This is a genomic window from Microbacterium abyssi, assembly GCF_015277895.1.
GTDB lineage: Bacteria > Actinomycetota > Actinomycetes > Actinomycetales > Microbacteriaceae > Microbacterium > Microbacterium abyssi.
This window is the reverse complement of sequence record NZ_CP063815.1, coordinates 1,174,109-1,190,728: the sequence shown is the minus strand read 5'-3', so window position 1 is coordinate 1,190,728 and position 16,620 is coordinate 1,174,109. Positions and strand designations below refer to the sequence as shown.

Here is a 16,620-nt window from a genome sequence, read left to right as displayed (position 1 = left end):
GGGTCATGGCACGGTCTCCCTTTACTCTAGCGGCGGCGGTCACAGCCGCACTGCCCGGGGCGGAGGTCGTGGGCGCGCGACCCCTCACCGCAGACGGCGACGGACGCTTCGACTCCGCCGTCGTCACTCTCGCCGACGGCCGAGAGCTCGCGATCCGCGTCGGCGACGACGACGAGACATCGCGAGAGCTCGCCGCGGAGGCGCTCGCCCTCCGTGCACTTACGGCCGGCGCACGGGCGATGCTGCCGTTCCGGGCCCCGGAGTACGTCGGCGAGACCCGCCTCGCCGAGGGACGCGCGCTGGTGACGGAGCTGCTGCACGGCTTCCAGATCGAGGCGACGCACGTGCCCCGCGGACGCGGAGCGGCGTCGTCGATGGGTTCATCGATCGCCGCCGTGCACTCGCTGCCGGCATCGGTGGTCCGCGGTGCGGGCCTCACTGCCAGAAGCGCGGAAGAGGTGCGGGATGAGATCCGTCAGCTGGTCGACCGCGCTGCGGCGACCGGGCGCGTTCCCGCGCGGCTCACGGTTCGCTGGCGCGAGGCCGTTGAAGACGACGATCTGTGGCGGTTCGAATCGGCGGTGACCCTCGGCGGAGCGAAGGCGACCTCGTTCCTGTTCGAGGACGATCCGGATCGCGGGCCGGAAGTGGTGGGCATGGTCGACTGGCACGCGCTCTCGATCGGCGATCCCGCCGTCGACCTCGCGTGGCTCTCCTCGGCCCCGGATGCCGCGGGCGACGTGCACGCCTCGTACGCCGAAAGCTCGGATCGGGCACCCGATGCCGCGCTGGCCGTGCGGGCGCGGATGCTGGCCGAGCTGGAGTTCGCCCGTTGGCTGGTGCACGGTGACCTGCTGCGGCGCACGGACATCGTCGATGACGCCGCAGCCCTCCTGGATGCGCTCGCCGAAGGGCTGCGGGAGAACGATCTGTCGGTGATCGCCGCGCGCGGCGACGGCGTCGACTCGGCTCTGGACGCCCTGGACCGCGTGCCGGAGACCGCGGCCACCGGCTTCAACACCTCGATGCAGACCGACGCGTACAACCCGAGCGACCTGCTGCCCGAGGAGCTCGAGGACGCCCCGGCCGGCGACGCGACCGAAGACCTGAGCGAGGTCGCAGAGGCATGGCGCGACGAATCGTCCGCAGCGGAGTCCTCGCACGCTGAGTCGCCGAAAGATGGCGATGACTCAGATCCGGCCGACGAGGCTCAGCGCGCTGCGCGCGCCGCGCTCCACCGCTGGACCAACTCCTCCTCCGAGTAGACCCGGTCGCCGCGGATGACGAGGTCGTCCGCGACGTAGTACAGCGCGACGTCGATGTCGTCGAGTGGCACGCCGAATCGCCGGTGGTACGCGAGGCGGTACAGCGCCAGCTGCAGCATCCTCTCGTCCTTTTCTGATGCGGTGCGCGGCGCGCGGCCGGTCTTCCAGTCGACGATCTCGATCCGGCCGCCGCGGTCGTCGCGCCGGTATACGGCGTCGAGCTTGCAGATCACGATGTGGCCTTCACCGGCGGACACGGCGCCAGCACCGAGAGCGAAGTCGATCTCGATCTCGACGGCGATCGGCCGGAGCCCTGCCCATTCGCTGCGTTCGAAGATCTCGCGCAGTTTCTGCAGGTCGGCGTCGTCGGCGGCCGAAACGCCGGACTGCTCCGGCTGCTCCTCGTCGCTGTCCCACAGCGCCGCGTCGGCGCTCGGCCCGGCGCCGACGAGCCCGGAACGATGCTCGACCCAGGCGTGGAACAGCGTGCCCAGTCGGGTCTGCCGGTACGGGCGCTCCGGCATCGGCCGGGCGAGCGCGCGCACCGTGCCGTCGAAGTCGGTGACGTAGTCCTTGAACTTGGACGCCGGCACCCGGGTCGGAGGGGCGACGACTGCGCCGCGCAGACGTTCGGCGCGCTCGGCGAGCAGCCGCTCGAGCTGCGGCGACGGTGCCGTCTGCCCGCTCTCGAGTGCGGACTGCACAGCGGCTGCAGCGGCTTCGACCTTGCCGCGGCGCGCCCCGAGGGGATCGAGCGGCCACACCGTCGTCTTGCCCTCGCCCTCGTACGGGTTCTCGTCAGGATCCACCTCGCCGATCGCCTCCGCGCCGAGGGTCTCGATGGCCTCGAGCAGGAACGGGCCGGCCTTGCGCGGCTGCTTCTGCCCGGCCCAGTGCGCGCCGGTCAGAAGCAGGTCGGTGCGGGCGCGGGTGACCGCGACATAGGCGAGACGGCGCTCCTCTTGCTGCTGATACTCGCGGTAGGCGTCCTTGAACACCGTGATCGCGCCGGGGGCGACCTTGCTCTTGCTGGTGAGCGAAGCCACTCCGGCCTTGAGGCGCTTGGCGGGATCGGGTTCATCGCCGACCGGCGGAGTCCAGGCGAATCTCGGCAGTGCGCCACTGTCGCCACGGAGCGCGAACGGCAGCACACCGAACCCGAACCAGCCGGAGGTGTCGCTCGGCCGGGAGGGCAGTTCGTCGTCGACCATGCGCGCCACGGCGACGGCATCCCACTCGAGTCCCTTGGAGCCGTGGATCGTCAGCAGCTGCACGACGCCGGGCTCCGGCGGCTCCGGGCGCGGCATGAGCTCGTCGGTGCTCTCGGCCTTCTCGAGCCACGCGAGCAGGCTCCCGATGCTGCTGCGTTCGTCGGCGGCGAGGAACGTGCGCACCTCGTCGGTGAAGGCGCGCAGCTGGGTCGCCGCGACACGCGCGGGCCCTCGTGTCTCGTTGGCGGCGAGTTCGATGTCGAGTCTCAGTTCGGTCTCGATGAGCCGGATGAGCTCGGGGATCGGCTGCGCAGCCGCGCGTCTCAACCTTTCGAGCATTTCGCCGGCTGCGCGGATGCGGACGCGGCCGTCTGTCGTGATCCGCTCGAGGAGGCGGTAGTCGTCGCGCAGTCCGCGGACGACGTCGACGGCATCGACGATCGAAACGGCCTCATCCGCTCCGCGTGAGGCGCGGATGCGGGCGCGGAGCTCTTCGGGAAGAGGGAGCAGCCCGCTGTCGCGCTTCGAGAGCTCACCGGCGAGCCCGTAGAGCGCGCCCAGGTCGGCGACGCCGACGCCGAAACGGGGTCCGGCGAGCAACCGGATGAGGGCGGAACCGGCACCAGGGTCGTGGATCACTCGCAGCGCAGCGACGACGTCGACGACCTCCGGCGTCGCGAGCAGACCGCCCAGTCCGAGAATGCGATGCGGTACGCCGCGGGCGGCGAGCGCCTCGGCGAAGGTCTGCATGTGACGCTTCGAGCGGAACAGGATCGCCCCGGTATGGGGTTTGCCCGTGTCGCCGTGAGCAGCACGGCGCTCGACGAACCAGTCGGCGACCTCGGCCGCCTCATCGTGCACGGCCATCGGGTAGCGGACTTCGACGTTGCCTGCCCCTGCGCCGGGCCGCGGCTCGAGCGGCGGAACGTCGAGCCCCGGTCGCTGCAGCGGCTGGAGGACACGGTTGGCGATGCCGAGGATCGCACTGTCATTGCGCCAGCTCGTCATCAGGCTGTAGGTGTGTGCCGGCTGCTGGTCGGCGAACGTCCGCGCAAACGCGTAGAGGTTGTCCGCGCTCGCGCCGCGCCAGCCGTAGATCGACTGGTGCGGGTCGCCGACGGCCATCACGGCGGAGTCCCGGAACACCGCCGAGAGGAAGTGCGTCTGGATGACCGAGGTGTCCTGGTACTCGTCGAGCAGCACGACGCGGTGCTGCTCGACGAGAGCGGCGCGCACGTCGGGCGAGGACTCGATGATGTCGAACGCGCCGCTGACCTGATCGGCGAAGTCGAGCACGCCCCGGCGCTGCTTCTCGGAGATGTACTCGCGCACGAGCGCTGCGAGGGTCGGGAGGGCGCGCAGGTTGTCTGCGACCTTGGCGACGTCGGCGTTGCTGCGATAGGGCTCGAACGCCGTCGCGTGCTCGAGGGCGATCCGCTCCGCTCGTGCGAGATCGGCGCGATGATCGAGCGCCTCGCCCGCGAGGCGCTGCACGGCGTCGACCACTGTGGCGACGGAAAGATCGATGTTCTCCAGCTGCGGCAGGTCTGCGCGGAGCACGACCTCGCGCGCCAGCATCCACGATGCCGCCTGGCTCAGCATCGCGACGTCCGGGTCGCGCCCGATCCGGGAGGCGTGCTCGCGCACGATCGAGTCGGCGAAGGCGTTGTAGGTGGACACCCGCGGCCGGATGAGCATCTCCTCCGCGGTGCGCGGGGTGGCGGCATCCCAGCCGGTGTCGTGGTGCGCGGCCAGCTCGTCGAGCACGTGCGTCCGCACGATGTGCCGGTGCGCGGCGCCGGCGGCGTCGATACGTGCCAGCGCGCCCGAGCGGACGATCGCTGGGATGTGCGGAAGCAGTCCGCGGCGGCCGAACTCGTCGATCACGGCGAGACGTGCGCCGATCCGCTCGGCCAGCTCACCGGCGGCTTTGCGTGTGAAGGTGAGCCCGAGGATCTCGTCGCGGCGCACATGGCCGTTCGCGATCAGCCACACCACGCGCCCGGACATGGTCTCGGTCTTGCCGCTGCCGGCACCGGCAACCACCAGGGCCGGCGTCGGGGGCGCCTCGATCACGCGCTGCTGAGCAGGCGTCGGTGCCGGCTGCCCGAGGGCGGCGGCGACATCGAGTGCGGACAGTCCCGGCCCGGTTTCGCTCCACGCGGCGGTCATGCGCTGACCGCCGGCACGGTGTGGATGCGACAGGGCTGCACGCGCCACTGCACGTCGGCGCAGTGCGCCTCGACGTGGGCGGTGAAGCTGCCGGCGGACATCCCTCGCGCCGCATCGGCGAGCCGGTTCAGGAAGCGCATCCGCCCTTCGCCCTCGAGCGTGTGCTGGTGCGCGACCCGGTAGTGGCTGCCCGACAGGGTCTTCGAGACGATGAGCAGACGCGCACCGGTCAGGGCAGCGGGATCGGCGCCCTCGATGAGGCCCTGTTCCACGGCGATCTGGTAGGCCGCGAGCTGTGCGTGCTCCTCGACCTTCCCGTCGGACTCCGGCTCGTACTTGCCGGTCTTCAGATCGACGACCACGACGCACTCCCCCTCGGCTCCCGGTCCCATCAGTGCCGTTCCCCTGCCCCGCGCGACCGCGTGTTCGCCCGCACCACTGGGGTACGCCTCGACGCGGTCGATGAATCCGTGCACGACGGCGCGCCCCGGTCCGCTCGTCTCGTCGCCGATGAACACGGCCGGCGTCGCGCCGGGATCCGCAGCCGCATCCTGATCGGTCACCTCCACGGCGAAGCGGAACTCGACCTCGCTGGCGAGTACGCGGCCGCCGTCGCGGGCGACCTCGCCGAGGTAGGCATGCAGCCGTTCGACGTACAGGTCGGCGCGGCGGCGCTCCTTCCGGCTGATCCACTCGGTCTCGAAATCGAGCTCTCCCCAATGCTCGGCGACGATCGCGCGCATCTCGTCGAGGTCGCCGCCCGGCACCTTCTCCATGGCCTCGTGGATGATGGTGCCGATCCCCGCCGAGGGCGGGAGCACTGTGTCGCCTCCCAGTGCCGAGATCGCCCAGTGCAGCTCGCACTCCTCGAAGGATTCCATCCGCGACGGCGACACCCGCGCGGCCTCGAGGGCGAGGTCGTGCAGCGGGGCGTCGGTGGACGGGGCGATCGTGCCGTACCACTCGCTCGGGTCGGCGCCGGGGACGCCCTCGCGCGCGAGGACGGCCAGCTGCCCGGCGGCCTCGGCGCGCGAGGCGGGGTCAGGCGCGCTCGTCAGCGTACGGCGGTGCCTGGCCACGAGCCCGCGGAGCGTCAGCGGATGCTCGGCGGCCGGGTGATCGGATGCCGGCGGCGGCTCGGGGAGGAACATAAAGAACGGACTCGGGCTCGAGTCGTCATCGTCGACAGCCGATACCAGGATGCGCGATCGCGCACGCGACACCGCCCGCACGAACAACCGCAGCTCGTCGTGCAGCGCGTCTCGTCGCCGGTCGAGCACGCCCGGGTCAGGGACGGGGCTGCCGGTGCGCGCTGCGGTGACGGCATCCGCCAACCGCCAGGTCTCGAGCAGTCCGCCGCGCAGGCGCGTGTTCGGCCAGATGCCCTCCTGCACGCCGGCGACGATGACCGCCTCGAACTGGGTTCCCAGCGCCGTGGCCGGCGTCAGGAGGGTGACGAGCCCAGGACGGTCAGGCGTCGACAGGGAGTCCTCTGGCACCTCACTGTCGAGGATGTCGCGGACGAACGTCTCAGGATCTTCGTTCGGCGTCCGCTCGACGAACCGCTTCGCGGCGTCGAACAGCGCGACCAGCGCGTCGAGGTTCCGCGCGATCTCGCCACCGCCGGGCTTGCCTGCGGTCTCCTGCCAATACCGGGCGAGCTTGCCGCCGTCGAGCGCGCGGGCCGCGTCCCAGATCCGCCAGAGCAGTTCGTGGATCGTCTCGTGCGCAGCCGCGGCGGCCGTCTCGGCGAGCGTGGTGGCGAACCGTGCGGCGATGCGGGCCTCCGGGGCATCGATGAATGTGAACTGCGCGGGGAATTCCAGTGCCTGACGCAGCAGTTCGGATGCCGGAGTCGATCCCCCGTCGGCGAGCTCGACATGCCGCAGGCGGGCGCGGAGGCGCCTGAGACCGACGGCATCCAGTCCTCCGAACGGAGACCGGAGCGCGTCGACGAGGTCCTCCGGCGTGCGTTCGGCGGCCGGCTGCAGAGCGAGTCGCACGATGCCGACGATGTCGCGCACGACGCGCTCGCTTCCCAGCGGGCGCTGCACGCCGGCGGCGCGGGTCGGCACCTCGCGGGCTGCGAGTTCTGTCTCTAGCGTCGTGACCTGACGCGTGTCGTGCGCGATGACGGCCATGTCGCTCCACGGGATGCCGTGGCTGAGGTGCCAGTCGCGGAGGGTGCCTGCGATGCGGTCGATCTCTTCGTACGGCGAGGATGCCAGAAACGCCTGCACCGCCGGATCGGGTGTCTCGGGGGCGGGCCCCGGCGCCCGGCGATGCTCGACGCGGCCGGCGACGCCGATCGCCTGGGTCACGGTGCGGGTGAGACCCGTGAGCGCGGAAGCCTGCCTGTGTGCGGTGTCGAGCACGAACACCTCGTCGAGCAGGTTGGACAGCTCGTGGAACAGCTGCGGGCTCGCGCCGCGGAACGCGCCGGACGAGATGTCGGGGTCGCCGAACGCGATCACGGCGATGCCGCGGGCGCGCAGCGCGTGCACGAGCGTGATGCCGCCCCTGGTGATCTCCTGCGCGTCGTCGATCAGCACCACCCGGAGCGCTGCGAGCGGCCCGAGCGGCGCGGCATCCGCATCTCGCATGATCGCCGCCGCCTCGCTGAGGAGGTCCGGGGCGTCGCGATACGCCGTGCGCATGCCCGCCAGCACCGTGCGGTACTCGTCGATGAAGGCACCGGCGGCGGCCCAGACCGGACGCTCCGACCGCTGCAGCTCGGAGGGCAGCACGCCGAGCTCGGTGCATTCGGCGAGGAACGCACGCAGCTCGGAGCGGAAGTCCTTCGATGCACGCACGCTCGTCGACAGCTCCTCCGGCCAGCGGCTGAGCGAGCCCTGCCCCTCGTCATCGGCGTCACCGGCGAGCAGATCCGCGATGATGCGGTCCTGATCGGCGCCGGTGAGCAGCGCGGGCGGCTCCTCGCCCGCGTGCACCATCGCTCCGCGGACGATCTGGAAGGCGAACGAGCCCACTGATCGGGCGAGCGGCCCCGGCGTCGCCTGGCCGATGCGCATGCCGATGCGGTCGCGCAGGGCCGTCGCCGCCTGCCGGTTCGGCGTGAGCACCAGCAGCTCCTCCGGCGCCAGCGCGTGGTCGGTCAGCAGAGCCACGACGCGGTCGGTGAGCGTTCGGGTCTTGCCCGTGCCGGGGGCGCCGATGACGACACCGGATGCCGCGGCGGGGGCCTCGACGACAGCTCTCTGCGCGGCATGCTGTGTCATGTCATCCACGGTATCCGGCACCGGCGACATGACCGGCCAGCGGCGTCCCGCGGCCGCTCTTGTGCGCCCATGGCGAAACGGGGCCCCGTGCCCGATCCGCCATCCTGCCCCCGGGGTAGAGTCGTCTCAGTCCCCGAATCTTCAAGGAGCACGCGTGGAAATCCGCATCGGCATCATCAACACCGGCCGCGAGCTGAACTTCGAGACCGCCACCGGCGCGGAGGAACTCCGCACCGAGGTCGCGTCAGCCCTCGAGCAGAACGCAGCGCACGTGAGCTTCACCGATGTGAAGGGCAACTCCTACATCGTCCCGACCGCGAACCTCGCCTACGTCGAGCTGGGCACAGAGGAATCTCGTCGCGTCGGCTTCGTCGCCTGACCCGAGATGTACATCCTCCTCGCGCTGATCGCCGCCTGCGCGCTGGGTATCGGCGTGCACTATCTGCTGCCGCATCGCGACCTGCGCGGCGTCGTGGTCGTTCCGGCGATGGCGACCGCGGCATCGGCGATCGTGTACACGGTCATGCAGTGGGCAGGCGTCGGCCAGGACAGCGGCTGGCTGTGGCTGGCGAGCATCGTCGGTGCGGTCGCGCTCGCCGGGGTGGCGGGCTTCGCGCTCACGGCATCCCGTCATCGCTCGGATGCCGCCAAGCGCGCGGCACTGGGAATCTGAGCCGCGCTACGCGGCGAGCCCCATCGCGTCCATCCGGCGCGCATGCGCGCCCACGAGCTCGGTGTAAACGGGTTCGACGCGGTCGCCGTCCTCGGCAAGACGCTCGGTGCGCAGCGCCTGGCGCGCCACGAGCAGCGTGTCGCCGACGAGTCTGCGCGCCCACATCGAAAGGAGTGAGCGCCATTCGCCGTCGCTTTCGATCGTGCGCTTGAGGATGGCCACGATCTCGCCGGTGTCGTCGTCCTCACTGAGGATGTCCGCGACGCGCGCGCCCGTCTCGCCGTAGCTCGACGCCAGTGCGAGATAGAAATCGTCCAGCATCCCCGCCGTGATGTAGACCGCAAGCAGTGTCTCGCGTGGACGCAGTCCGATGGTCTTGCGGCGGAACGCATCGAGGTGCTCCTGGAACGGGAGCATGATCTCGGTCGGGTCCTCGCCCTGCTCCCGGATGATCGACACGATGCCGCGGTGCTTGCTGAGCGCTGCGCCGGCAGCCTGCGCGAGCGCGGCCTTCTCGTCGAGTTCGGGCGTCGCACGGATCAGCCGGGTGAGCGTCTCGAAGTAACCGAGCTGCAGATAGGCCGCCTGACCGAGGAAGCGATTCAGCTCGGGTGCCAGCTCGGCGAAGTCGACCCGGGTCGCCTCACCCAGCTCTCCGCGACTGCGAAGGGACAGGGTGCGCCGGGGCTTGTCTCGCTGCCAGAACCACTTCACCACGGGATCAGACTACCTGCGCGCATCGAATCCTCGCCTGGAACGCGGCCTCGGGTAGGCTGGGTTCGTCCTGCCGTTGGAGCGGGGCGCCGCGCCTGTGGCACAAGAGACGGCGTGGATCCGTTAAATTGGCGGTCCCTGAGTTCGTCGAAGGGCCGCCGGACAGGCAAACATAACAAGTGACAACCTTCGCTGACCTCGGTATCGATCAGGACATCGTCGACGCACTCGCCGCAAAGGGCATCGTGGACGCGTTCCCCATCCAGGAGCAGACCATCCCCCTAGGCCTTCCCGGCCAGGACATCATCGGCCAGGCCAAGACCGGAACGGGCAAGACCTTCGGCTTCGGCATTCCCGTCGTGCAGCGTCTCGGCAAGGACCCCGAGCACGGTGTCAAGGCGCTCATCGTCGTCCCGACCCGTGAGCTCGCGGTGCAGGTGTACGAGGACATCGACCTGCTCACCAGCAATCGCTCCACCAGCGTCGTCGCCATCTACGGCGGCAAGGCGTATGAGGGCCAGATCGATCAGCTCAAGGCGGGAGCGCAGATCGTCGTCGGCACCCCCGGCCGTCTGATCGATCTCGCCGGTCAGCGCCTGCTCGACCTGTCGAACGCGACCGAGGTCGTGCTCGACGAGGCCGACAAGATGCTCGACCTCGGCTTCCTGGCCGACATCGAGAAGATCTTCCAGAAGGTCCCGGCCGTCCGTCACACCCAGCTGTTCTCGGCGACCATGCCCGGCCCGATCGTGGCGCTCGCACGTCGGTTCATGTCGAACCCGATCCACATCCGCGCCAACGACCCCGATGAGGGGCTGACGCAGGCGAACATCAAGCACCTCGTGTACCGGGCGCACTCGCTCGACAAGGACGAGGTCATCGCCCGTATCCTGCAGGCCGAGGGCCGTGGCAAGACCGTCATCTTCACCCGCACCAAGCGCGCAGCGCAGAAGCTCGTCGACGAGCTGGGCGACCGCGGCTTCAACGTCGGCGGCGTGCACGGCGACATGGGCCAGGAGCAGCGCGAGCGCTCGATGGCGGCGTTCAAGGCGGGCAAGCGCGACGTCCTGGTCGCCACCGATGTCGCCGCCCGCGGCATCGACGTCGATGACGTCACGCACGTGATCAACCACACGATCCCGGACGAGGAGAAGACGTACCTGCACCGCGCCGGCCGCACGGGACGCGCCGGCAAGACCGGCATCGCCGTCACGTTCGTCGACTGGGAGGACCTGCACAAGTGGGCCCTCATCAACCGCGCACTCGAGTTCGGTCAGCCCGAGCCCGTCGAGACGTACTCGTCCAGCCCGCACCTGTTCGCCGACCTGGACATCCCCGAGGGCACCAAGGGCCGCCTCACGACGGCGCCGAAGGCCGACAAGCCCGCAGCCGAGCGTCGGCAGCGTCAGCCGCAGAGCGCCGCGGATGCCGCAGCGGAGGGCACGGACGAGGGCACCACGCGTCGCCGTCGCCGTCGCCGTCGCGGCTCGTCGGGTGAGCAGGTCGGCTCCACCTTCACCGAGAGCGGCGAGACGCCCGCTTCGGGTGGTTCGAACGCCGCGCCCGCGACGGATCGCGACGCCGCAGGCGCCGGAACCCACGACGGGGACGCCACCCGTGAGCACCGCGATGGCAAGCCCGCTCCGCAGCGCCGTCGCCGTCGTCGCCGCTCCGGTGGCGCCGCGCCCGCAGGCGCCTGAGCGCGCTTAGGGCGTATCTCTCATCCTGAGCCGCCCCCGCGGCGGGCGAGAGGGTGAGAGGCACGCCTACGGGTACCGGGGGCTCGTCCCCGACGCCTGCGAGATGATCCGCGCGACCATCTCCTCCGACGTCGTGTTCTCGCCGGGAAGATTGGGCTTGCCCGCGCCGTGGTAGTCGCTCGACCCCGTCACGATGAGGTCGTGCTTCGCGGCGAGACCACGCAGCGTGCGCTTGCCTGCCTCGGTGTTCTCGCGATGATCGATCTCGAGACCGCCGAGACCTGCGGCGATGAGTTCCTCGATGAATGCGAGCGGCATCATGCGGTCGCGGCCCGAGGTGACGGGGTGTGCGATCACCGCGACTCCCCCGGCCTGTGTGATCAGCCGCACGGCCGTGAGCGGATCCGGCGCGTAGTGCGGCTCGTAGTACCCCTCGCGCGGATGCAGGATGCCGTCGAACGCTTCCGAGCGATCGCGGACGATGCCGCGGGCGATCAGGGCATCGGCGATGTGCGGCCTTCCGACCGTGGCATCCGTCGTGGTCTGCTCCAGCACGTCCGCCCAGCTCAGCGCGTAGTCTCGCCCGATGTTGCGCACGATGCGCTCGGCGCGACCGACCCGGTCGTTGCGGATGCGGCCGGTTTCGGCGCGCAGCGCCGCGTTCTCGGGGTCGAAGAGGTATCCGAGCACATGGACGCTGCGCCACTGGTGCTTGGCGGACAGCTCCATCCCCGGGATGAACGTCATGCCGAGCGACGCCGCCGCATGTCCCGCCTCGTCCCAGCCGGTCGTGCGGTCGTGGTCGGTGAGCGCAAGCGTGCGGATGCCGTGGGCATGCGCCTGACGGACCACCTGCCCCGGATTCTCGGTGCCGTCGGAGTGATTGGAGTGCAGGTGCAGGTCGGCGGGCCCCGCGAAGGTCTGCACATCGGTCATGCCTCGACATTACTGCCGCGAGAACACGGCGGCACGGAGGCGTCGCGGCAGGCGATTCACAGCGTGCGCATCTAGGCTCGAAGGGATGTTTCGTCTGCTGGGAATCCTCATCACAGTGCTGTTCGCAATCGCGTCGGCGGTCGTGGTGTGGCCGCAGTTCTTCCAGCTCGAGCAGACGTACCCGTTCGCGCAGCTCGTGGCCGTGCGCGGCCTCGTCCTCGCCGCGTTCCTGGTGATCGCGCTCCTATCCCTACTGCTGCTGTTCGTGCGCCCGCTGCGCGGGTTCGCGGCATCCATCCTCATCGTCGCGCTGCTGGCGGCAGCCGCGACCGGGGCGATCGGGGCGATGCGTGGATTCGGTTCCGGCGCCCTGCCGGAGAAGACCGATGAGAGCGTCCGCGTGCTGACCTGGAACACCGCCGGAGAAGCGGTACCGGCCGAGACTGTGGCCGATGAGATCCTCACCCAGCAGGCCGATGTCGTCACGCTGCCGGAGACGGCTGAGTCGGTCGGCGAGCGCATCGCCGTCATGCTGCGTGAGCAGGGGCAGCCGATGTGGGTCCACCACGTGCAGTTCGGCGATGTCGAGAACGGTCCGCAGGCCTGGGAGACCACGATCCTCATCTCTCCCGAGCTCGGCGACTACTCGGTGATCGCGTCATCGGAGGACGGCAGCAGCAACACCAGCTCTGTTCCCAGCGCCGTCGTGATGCCGGTGAACGGCACCGGTCCCACGATCGTCGCCGTCCACGCGGTCGCACCGCGCATCGAGGCGATGCAGCGTTGGCAGTCCGATCTGAAATGGATCGCCGACCAGTGCCCGGAGGGCGACTTCATCCTGGCCGGAGACTTCAACTCGACCCTCGACCACATGGCGGGGCTCGGGGTCGGCGGCGGAGACATCGGCTACTGCCGCGATGCGGCCGCGCGCACCGGAACAGGCGTCACCGGCACCTGGCCGGCGTCGTACCCCGAGATCGTCGGCGCGCCGATCGACCACGTCATGGCGAGTCAGAACTGGGAGCCGACCGGCTCGCTGGTCCTGGATGCCGCCGGCTCCGACCACCGCGCGCTCGTGGTGCAGCTCGAGCCCGCCGGCTGACGCCGCCGCACCGGCCAGCCGCGCCCGTTGCCCGTGCGCGCACGGGCAACGGGGAATCAGTCGCGGATGCTCGCGCCGAATCGCTCTGCCGCTACGGCCACGCCGGCGAGCTTCGCCTCGGTCGCCTCGGCGGCCGTGAGCGTGCGATCGGATGCCCGGAACCGCAGCGCGAACGTCAGGCTCTTCTGCCCTGCATCCAGCCCCTGGCCCCGGTAATCGTCGACCAGTCGCGCCGACTCGAGCAGCTCACCGGCGCCCTCGACGAGCGCGGCACGCAGCTCGCCGGCGGTCACCGACGTCGGGACCACGAGCGAGACGTCCTGCGTGGCGGCCGTGTACGTCGAGAGCGACGCGGCGACGACGCGCGTGCCGGCCTGTGCCAGGATGCCGTCGAGATCGATCTCCAGCACGACCGCACGGCCCGGCAGGTCAGCATCGGAAGACACGTTCGGGTGCAGCTCGCCGACGTAGCCGATCTCGGCGCCGTCGACGGTCAGCACGCCGGCGCGCCCGGGGTGGAGGGCTGCGCGCTGCCCCTGCACGACGTCGATCTCCACGCCGGCGGCCACAGCGATGACGCGCACCGCGTCCAGCGCCTCGGAGAGCCCGTAGGCCTCTGCGGCTCGGCCGGGCTGGCGCGGGGTCACGCTGCCGGTGAACAGGGCTGCGACATGACGGCGCTGCGGCGGGATGGATGCATTCAGCTCGGCGAGCTTCTCGTCCGAGGGCAGCTGCCCCAGCGGCGGCACCTCATCGGTGCCGTAAGTGACGCCGGGCTCGGGGAGGAACACCGACCCGGTCTCGAAGATCGCGAGGTCCGTGAGGCCGCGCGCGATGTTGCGGTGTGCGACCTGAAGCAGCCCGGGGACCAGCGAGCGGCGCAGGAACGGCGCCTGTCCGTCGAGCGGGTTCGCCAGCTTCACGCTTGGCAGCTTCTCCCCGGTCGCCGAGCCGTGCAGGTCGTTCTGCGCCTCGGTCGTGAACGGGAACGCCGGAGTCTCCACGAGTCCGGCTGCCGCGAGTGCGTTGGCGACACGACGTCGGCCCTGCTGCGCGCCGGAGAGCCCGCGGCCGGCCGGTGGGGTCGGCAGCACCGAGGGGATGCGGCCCAGCCCGTGGATGCGGGCCACCTCTTCGGCGAGTGTCCACTTGTCGGTGAGGTCGGGACGCCAGCTCGGCGGGATGACCTGCCACCCGTCGGACGTCTCGGCGAGCTCGGCGCCGATCGTCTCCAGGGCGCCGATGATCTCCTCGTCGGTGTAGTCCACGCCGATGAGGCCGGCGACGAACTCGGCGGGCAGCGCGATCCCGGCGATCTCGAACTCCGAGAACAGGGCGCCACCGAGCTCGTCGATGCGTCCGCCGGCGAGCTGGACCATGAGGTCGGCGACGCGGCGCGCGGCCACGAACGGCACGAGCGGGTCGACGCCGCGCTCGAACCGCTTGGATGCCTCGCTGGGCAGCTTGTGCCGGCGGGCGGTGCGTGCGATCGAGATGGGGTCGAAGATCGCCGCCTCGATGAGCACGTTGCGGGTCGCGTCCGACATCTCGGTCGTGCCGCCGCCCATGACGCCGGCCAGGCCGATCGGACCGGACTCATCGGTGATCAGCAGATCCTCGACGTGGAGCTTGCGCTCCTGACCATCGAGCGTCGTCATCTTCTCGCCCGGCTGCGCACGGCGCACCGTGATGCCGCCGGACAGCCTGTCGAGGTCGTAGCCGTGGATCGGGTTGCCGAGCTCGAGCATCACGTAGTTGGTGATGTCGATCAGGATGCCGAGCGAGCGGATGCCGGCGAGCGACAGGCGCGCGGCCATCCACGGCGGGGTCGGACGGGAGGGATCCACGTCGCGCACGACGCGCACGACGAACTCCTGCACCGCCGGGTTCTCACGCAGCGGCGCGGCGTCGACCGCCAGCGGGAAGCCCGTTCCCGGTGCGACCTCCGACCATTCGTGCTCGGCGGGGTCGCGGAAGTCCGCGCCCGTCGCGTGCGCGTATTCACGTGCGACGCCGCGGATCGAGAACGCGTAGCCGCGGTCAGGGGTCACGTTGATCTCGACGGCCTCATCGTCGAGACCCAGCAGAGCGATGGCATCCGTTCCGACCGGAGCGTCGATGCCGAGCGTCGAGAGGACGAGGATGCCGTCGTGCTCATCGCCGAGCCCCAGCTCGCGCGCCGACGCGATCATGCCGTCTGAGACGTGACCGTAGGTCTTGCGCGCGGCGATCGGGAACGGGCCGGGCAGCACGGCGCCGGGGAGAGTCACCACGACCTTGTCGCCCACCGCGAAGTTCGAGGCGCCGCACACGATGCCACGAGGCTCAGCCTCGCCGACATCCACCTGGCACCAGCGAATGGTCTTGCCGTTGGACTGCGGCTCCTCCTCGAAGGAGAGCACCTCACCGACGACCACGGGACCGGAGAGCGCGAAGCCGTGCAGCTCCTCCTCTTCGAATCCCACGGACACGAGCGCCGCGAAGACGTCCTCGGCCGTGGCATCTGCTGCCACATCGACGTACTCACGCAGCCACGAGATGGGGACGCGCATCACACCACCATCCCGAACTGCTCGCTGAAACGGATATCGCCCTCTGCCATGTCGCGCATGTCCTGCACGTCGGAGCGGAACATCAGACCGCGCTCGACGCCGATGCCGAACGCGAAGCCGCTGTACACCTCCGGATCGATCCCCGCCGCGCGCAGCACGTTGGGGTTGACCATTCCGCAGCCGCCCCACTCGATCCAGCGCGCACCACCCTTGAACGTCGGGTGCCAGAGGTCGAACTCGGCGGACGGCTCGGTGAACGGGAAGAAGTTCGTCCGCAGGCGCGTCTTCGCCTCTTCGCCGAAGAGCTGCTTGGCGAGGTGGTCCAGCGTGCCCTTCAAGTGCGCCATGGTGATGCCCCTGTCTACGACGAGGCCCTCGACCTGGGTGAAGACCGGCAGGTGCGTCGCGTCGAACTCGTCGGTGCGGTAGACCCGGCCGGGACACAGCACGTAGATCGGGACCTCGCGGTCGAGCATCGAGCGCACCTGGACGGGGCTCGTGTGCGTGCGCATGACGAGGTGGCGGTCGGTGGGGTCGACGAAGAACGTGTCCTGCATCTGCCGCGCCGGGTGATCGACGTCGAAGTTGAGCGCGTCGAAGTTGAACCACTCGTGCTCGAGCTCAGGCCCCTCGGCGATCTCCCAGCCCATGCCGACGAAGACGTCGGAGATGTCGTCCTGGAGCTGCATGAGCGGATGCCGTGCGCCGACGCGCGTGCGCGTGGAGACGGCCGTGATGTCGATGCGCTCCTCTTCGAGGCGCGCGGACAGCTCCGCCTCGGCGAGCTCGGCCTCTTTCGCCGTCAGCGCCTGAGTGACGCGTCCGCGGCCCTGGCCGACGAGCTTGCCGAAGGTCGCCTTGTGCTCCGGGGCGACCTGGCGCATCGATGCGTTCAGGACCGCGAGCGGCGACCCTTCGGCGACGTGCGCGGCGCGGGCCGCTTTCAACTCGGCGGTTGTGGCGGCGGCGCCGATCGCTTCGAGCGCTGCTGCGACGGCGGATTCCACCGCCTCGGGCGTGATTTCGGGGGCGTCAGACACAAGACATGAGTCTACC

Annotated in this window: 11 protein-coding genes; 5 read left to right on the top strand and 6 right to left on the bottom strand. The window is 70.3% G+C overall.

What is annotated here, in order from left to right; genetic code table 11:
• Positions 1 to 68: 68 nt before the first annotated feature.
• A complete protein-coding gene (locus tag IM776_RS05820) occupies positions 69 to 1,265 on the top strand; it encodes a phosphotransferase (RefSeq protein ID WP_228479938.1) in 1,197 nt (398 codons plus the stop codon).
• Here the strand turns inward: IM776_RS05820 and IM776_RS05815 are convergent.
• Positions 1,211 to 4,648, bottom strand: coding sequence for an ATP-dependent helicase (locus IM776_RS05815; protein ID WP_194422052.1), 3,438 nt, complete (start codon positions 4,646 to 4,648; stop codon positions 1,211 to 1,213). The genes IM776_RS05820 and IM776_RS05815 overlap by 55 nt on opposite strands.
• The gene (locus IM776_RS05810) at positions 4,645 to 7,887 is read right to left on the bottom strand and encodes an ATP-dependent helicase (RefSeq protein WP_194422051.1); all 3,243 of its coding nucleotides are present in this window, start codon (positions 7,885 to 7,887) and stop codon (positions 4,645 to 4,647) included. Before IM776_RS05810 ends, IM776_RS05815 begins: the two co-directional genes overlap by 4 nt.
• A gap of 154 nt (positions 7,888 to 8,041) precedes the next feature.
• Between IM776_RS05810 and IM776_RS05805 the strand changes: the two genes are divergently transcribed.
• Together IM776_RS05805 and IM776_RS05800 are read left to right on the top strand one after the other, a co-directional pair.
• Complete coding sequence (locus tag IM776_RS05805; protein ID WP_194422050.1) at positions 8,042 to 8,266, top strand: DUF3107 domain-containing protein; 225 nt, start codon at positions 8,042 to 8,044, stop codon at positions 8,264 to 8,266.
• 6 nt (positions 8,267 to 8,272) lie between these two features.
• Positions 8,273 to 8,560: a hypothetical protein gene (locus tag IM776_RS05800; RefSeq protein WP_194422049.1), complete on the top strand. Its 288-nt coding sequence runs from the start codon at positions 8,273 to 8,275 to the stop codon at positions 8,558 to 8,560.
• A 6-nt stretch (positions 8,561 to 8,566) separates the two neighbouring features.
• Here IM776_RS05800 and IM776_RS05795 read toward each other — a convergent pair whose 3' ends face one another.
• Positions 8,567 to 9,277 (bottom strand): ferritin-like fold-containing protein, encoded by a 711-nt coding sequence (locus IM776_RS05795; protein ID WP_194422048.1) that lies wholly within the window; start codon positions 9,275 to 9,277, stop codon positions 8,567 to 8,569.
• Between the two features lie 176 nt (positions 9,278 to 9,453).
• On the opposite strand from IM776_RS05795, the gene IM776_RS05790 reads away from it, so the two are divergent.
• The gene (locus tag IM776_RS05790; RefSeq protein WP_194422047.1) at positions 9,454 to 10,974 is read left to right on the top strand and encodes a DEAD/DEAH box helicase; all 1,521 of its coding nucleotides are present in this window, start codon (positions 9,454 to 9,456) and stop codon (positions 10,972 to 10,974) included.
• Positions 10,975 to 11,040: 66 nt separating this feature from the next.
• Here IM776_RS05790 and IM776_RS05785 read toward each other — a convergent pair whose 3' ends face one another.
• Positions 11,041 to 11,910 (bottom strand): PHP domain-containing protein, encoded by an 870-nt coding sequence (locus IM776_RS05785; RefSeq protein WP_194422046.1) that lies wholly within the window; start codon positions 11,908 to 11,910, stop codon positions 11,041 to 11,043.
• A gap of 85 nt (positions 11,911 to 11,995) precedes the next feature.
• Between IM776_RS05785 and IM776_RS05780 the strand changes: the two genes are divergently transcribed.
• Positions 11,996 to 13,012 (top strand): endonuclease/exonuclease/phosphatase family protein, encoded by a 1,017-nt coding sequence (locus IM776_RS05780; RefSeq protein ID WP_194422045.1) that lies wholly within the window; start codon positions 11,996 to 11,998, stop codon positions 13,010 to 13,012.
• A 56-nt stretch (positions 13,013 to 13,068) separates the two neighbouring features.
• Here IM776_RS05780 and pheT read toward each other — a convergent pair whose 3' ends face one another.
• Positions 13,069 to 15,564 (bottom strand): phenylalanine--tRNA ligase subunit beta, encoded by a 2,496-nt coding sequence (gene pheT / locus IM776_RS05775; protein ID WP_194422044.1) that lies wholly within the window; start codon positions 15,562 to 15,564, stop codon positions 13,069 to 13,071.
• Positions 15,564 to 16,604 (bottom strand): phenylalanine--tRNA ligase subunit alpha, encoded by a 1,041-nt coding sequence (gene pheS, locus IM776_RS05770; protein ID WP_194422043.1) that lies wholly within the window; start codon positions 16,602 to 16,604, stop codon positions 15,564 to 15,566. The genes pheT and pheS overlap by 1 nt, the downstream gene beginning before the upstream one ends.
• Positions 16,605 to 16,620: the final 16 nt, after the last annotated feature.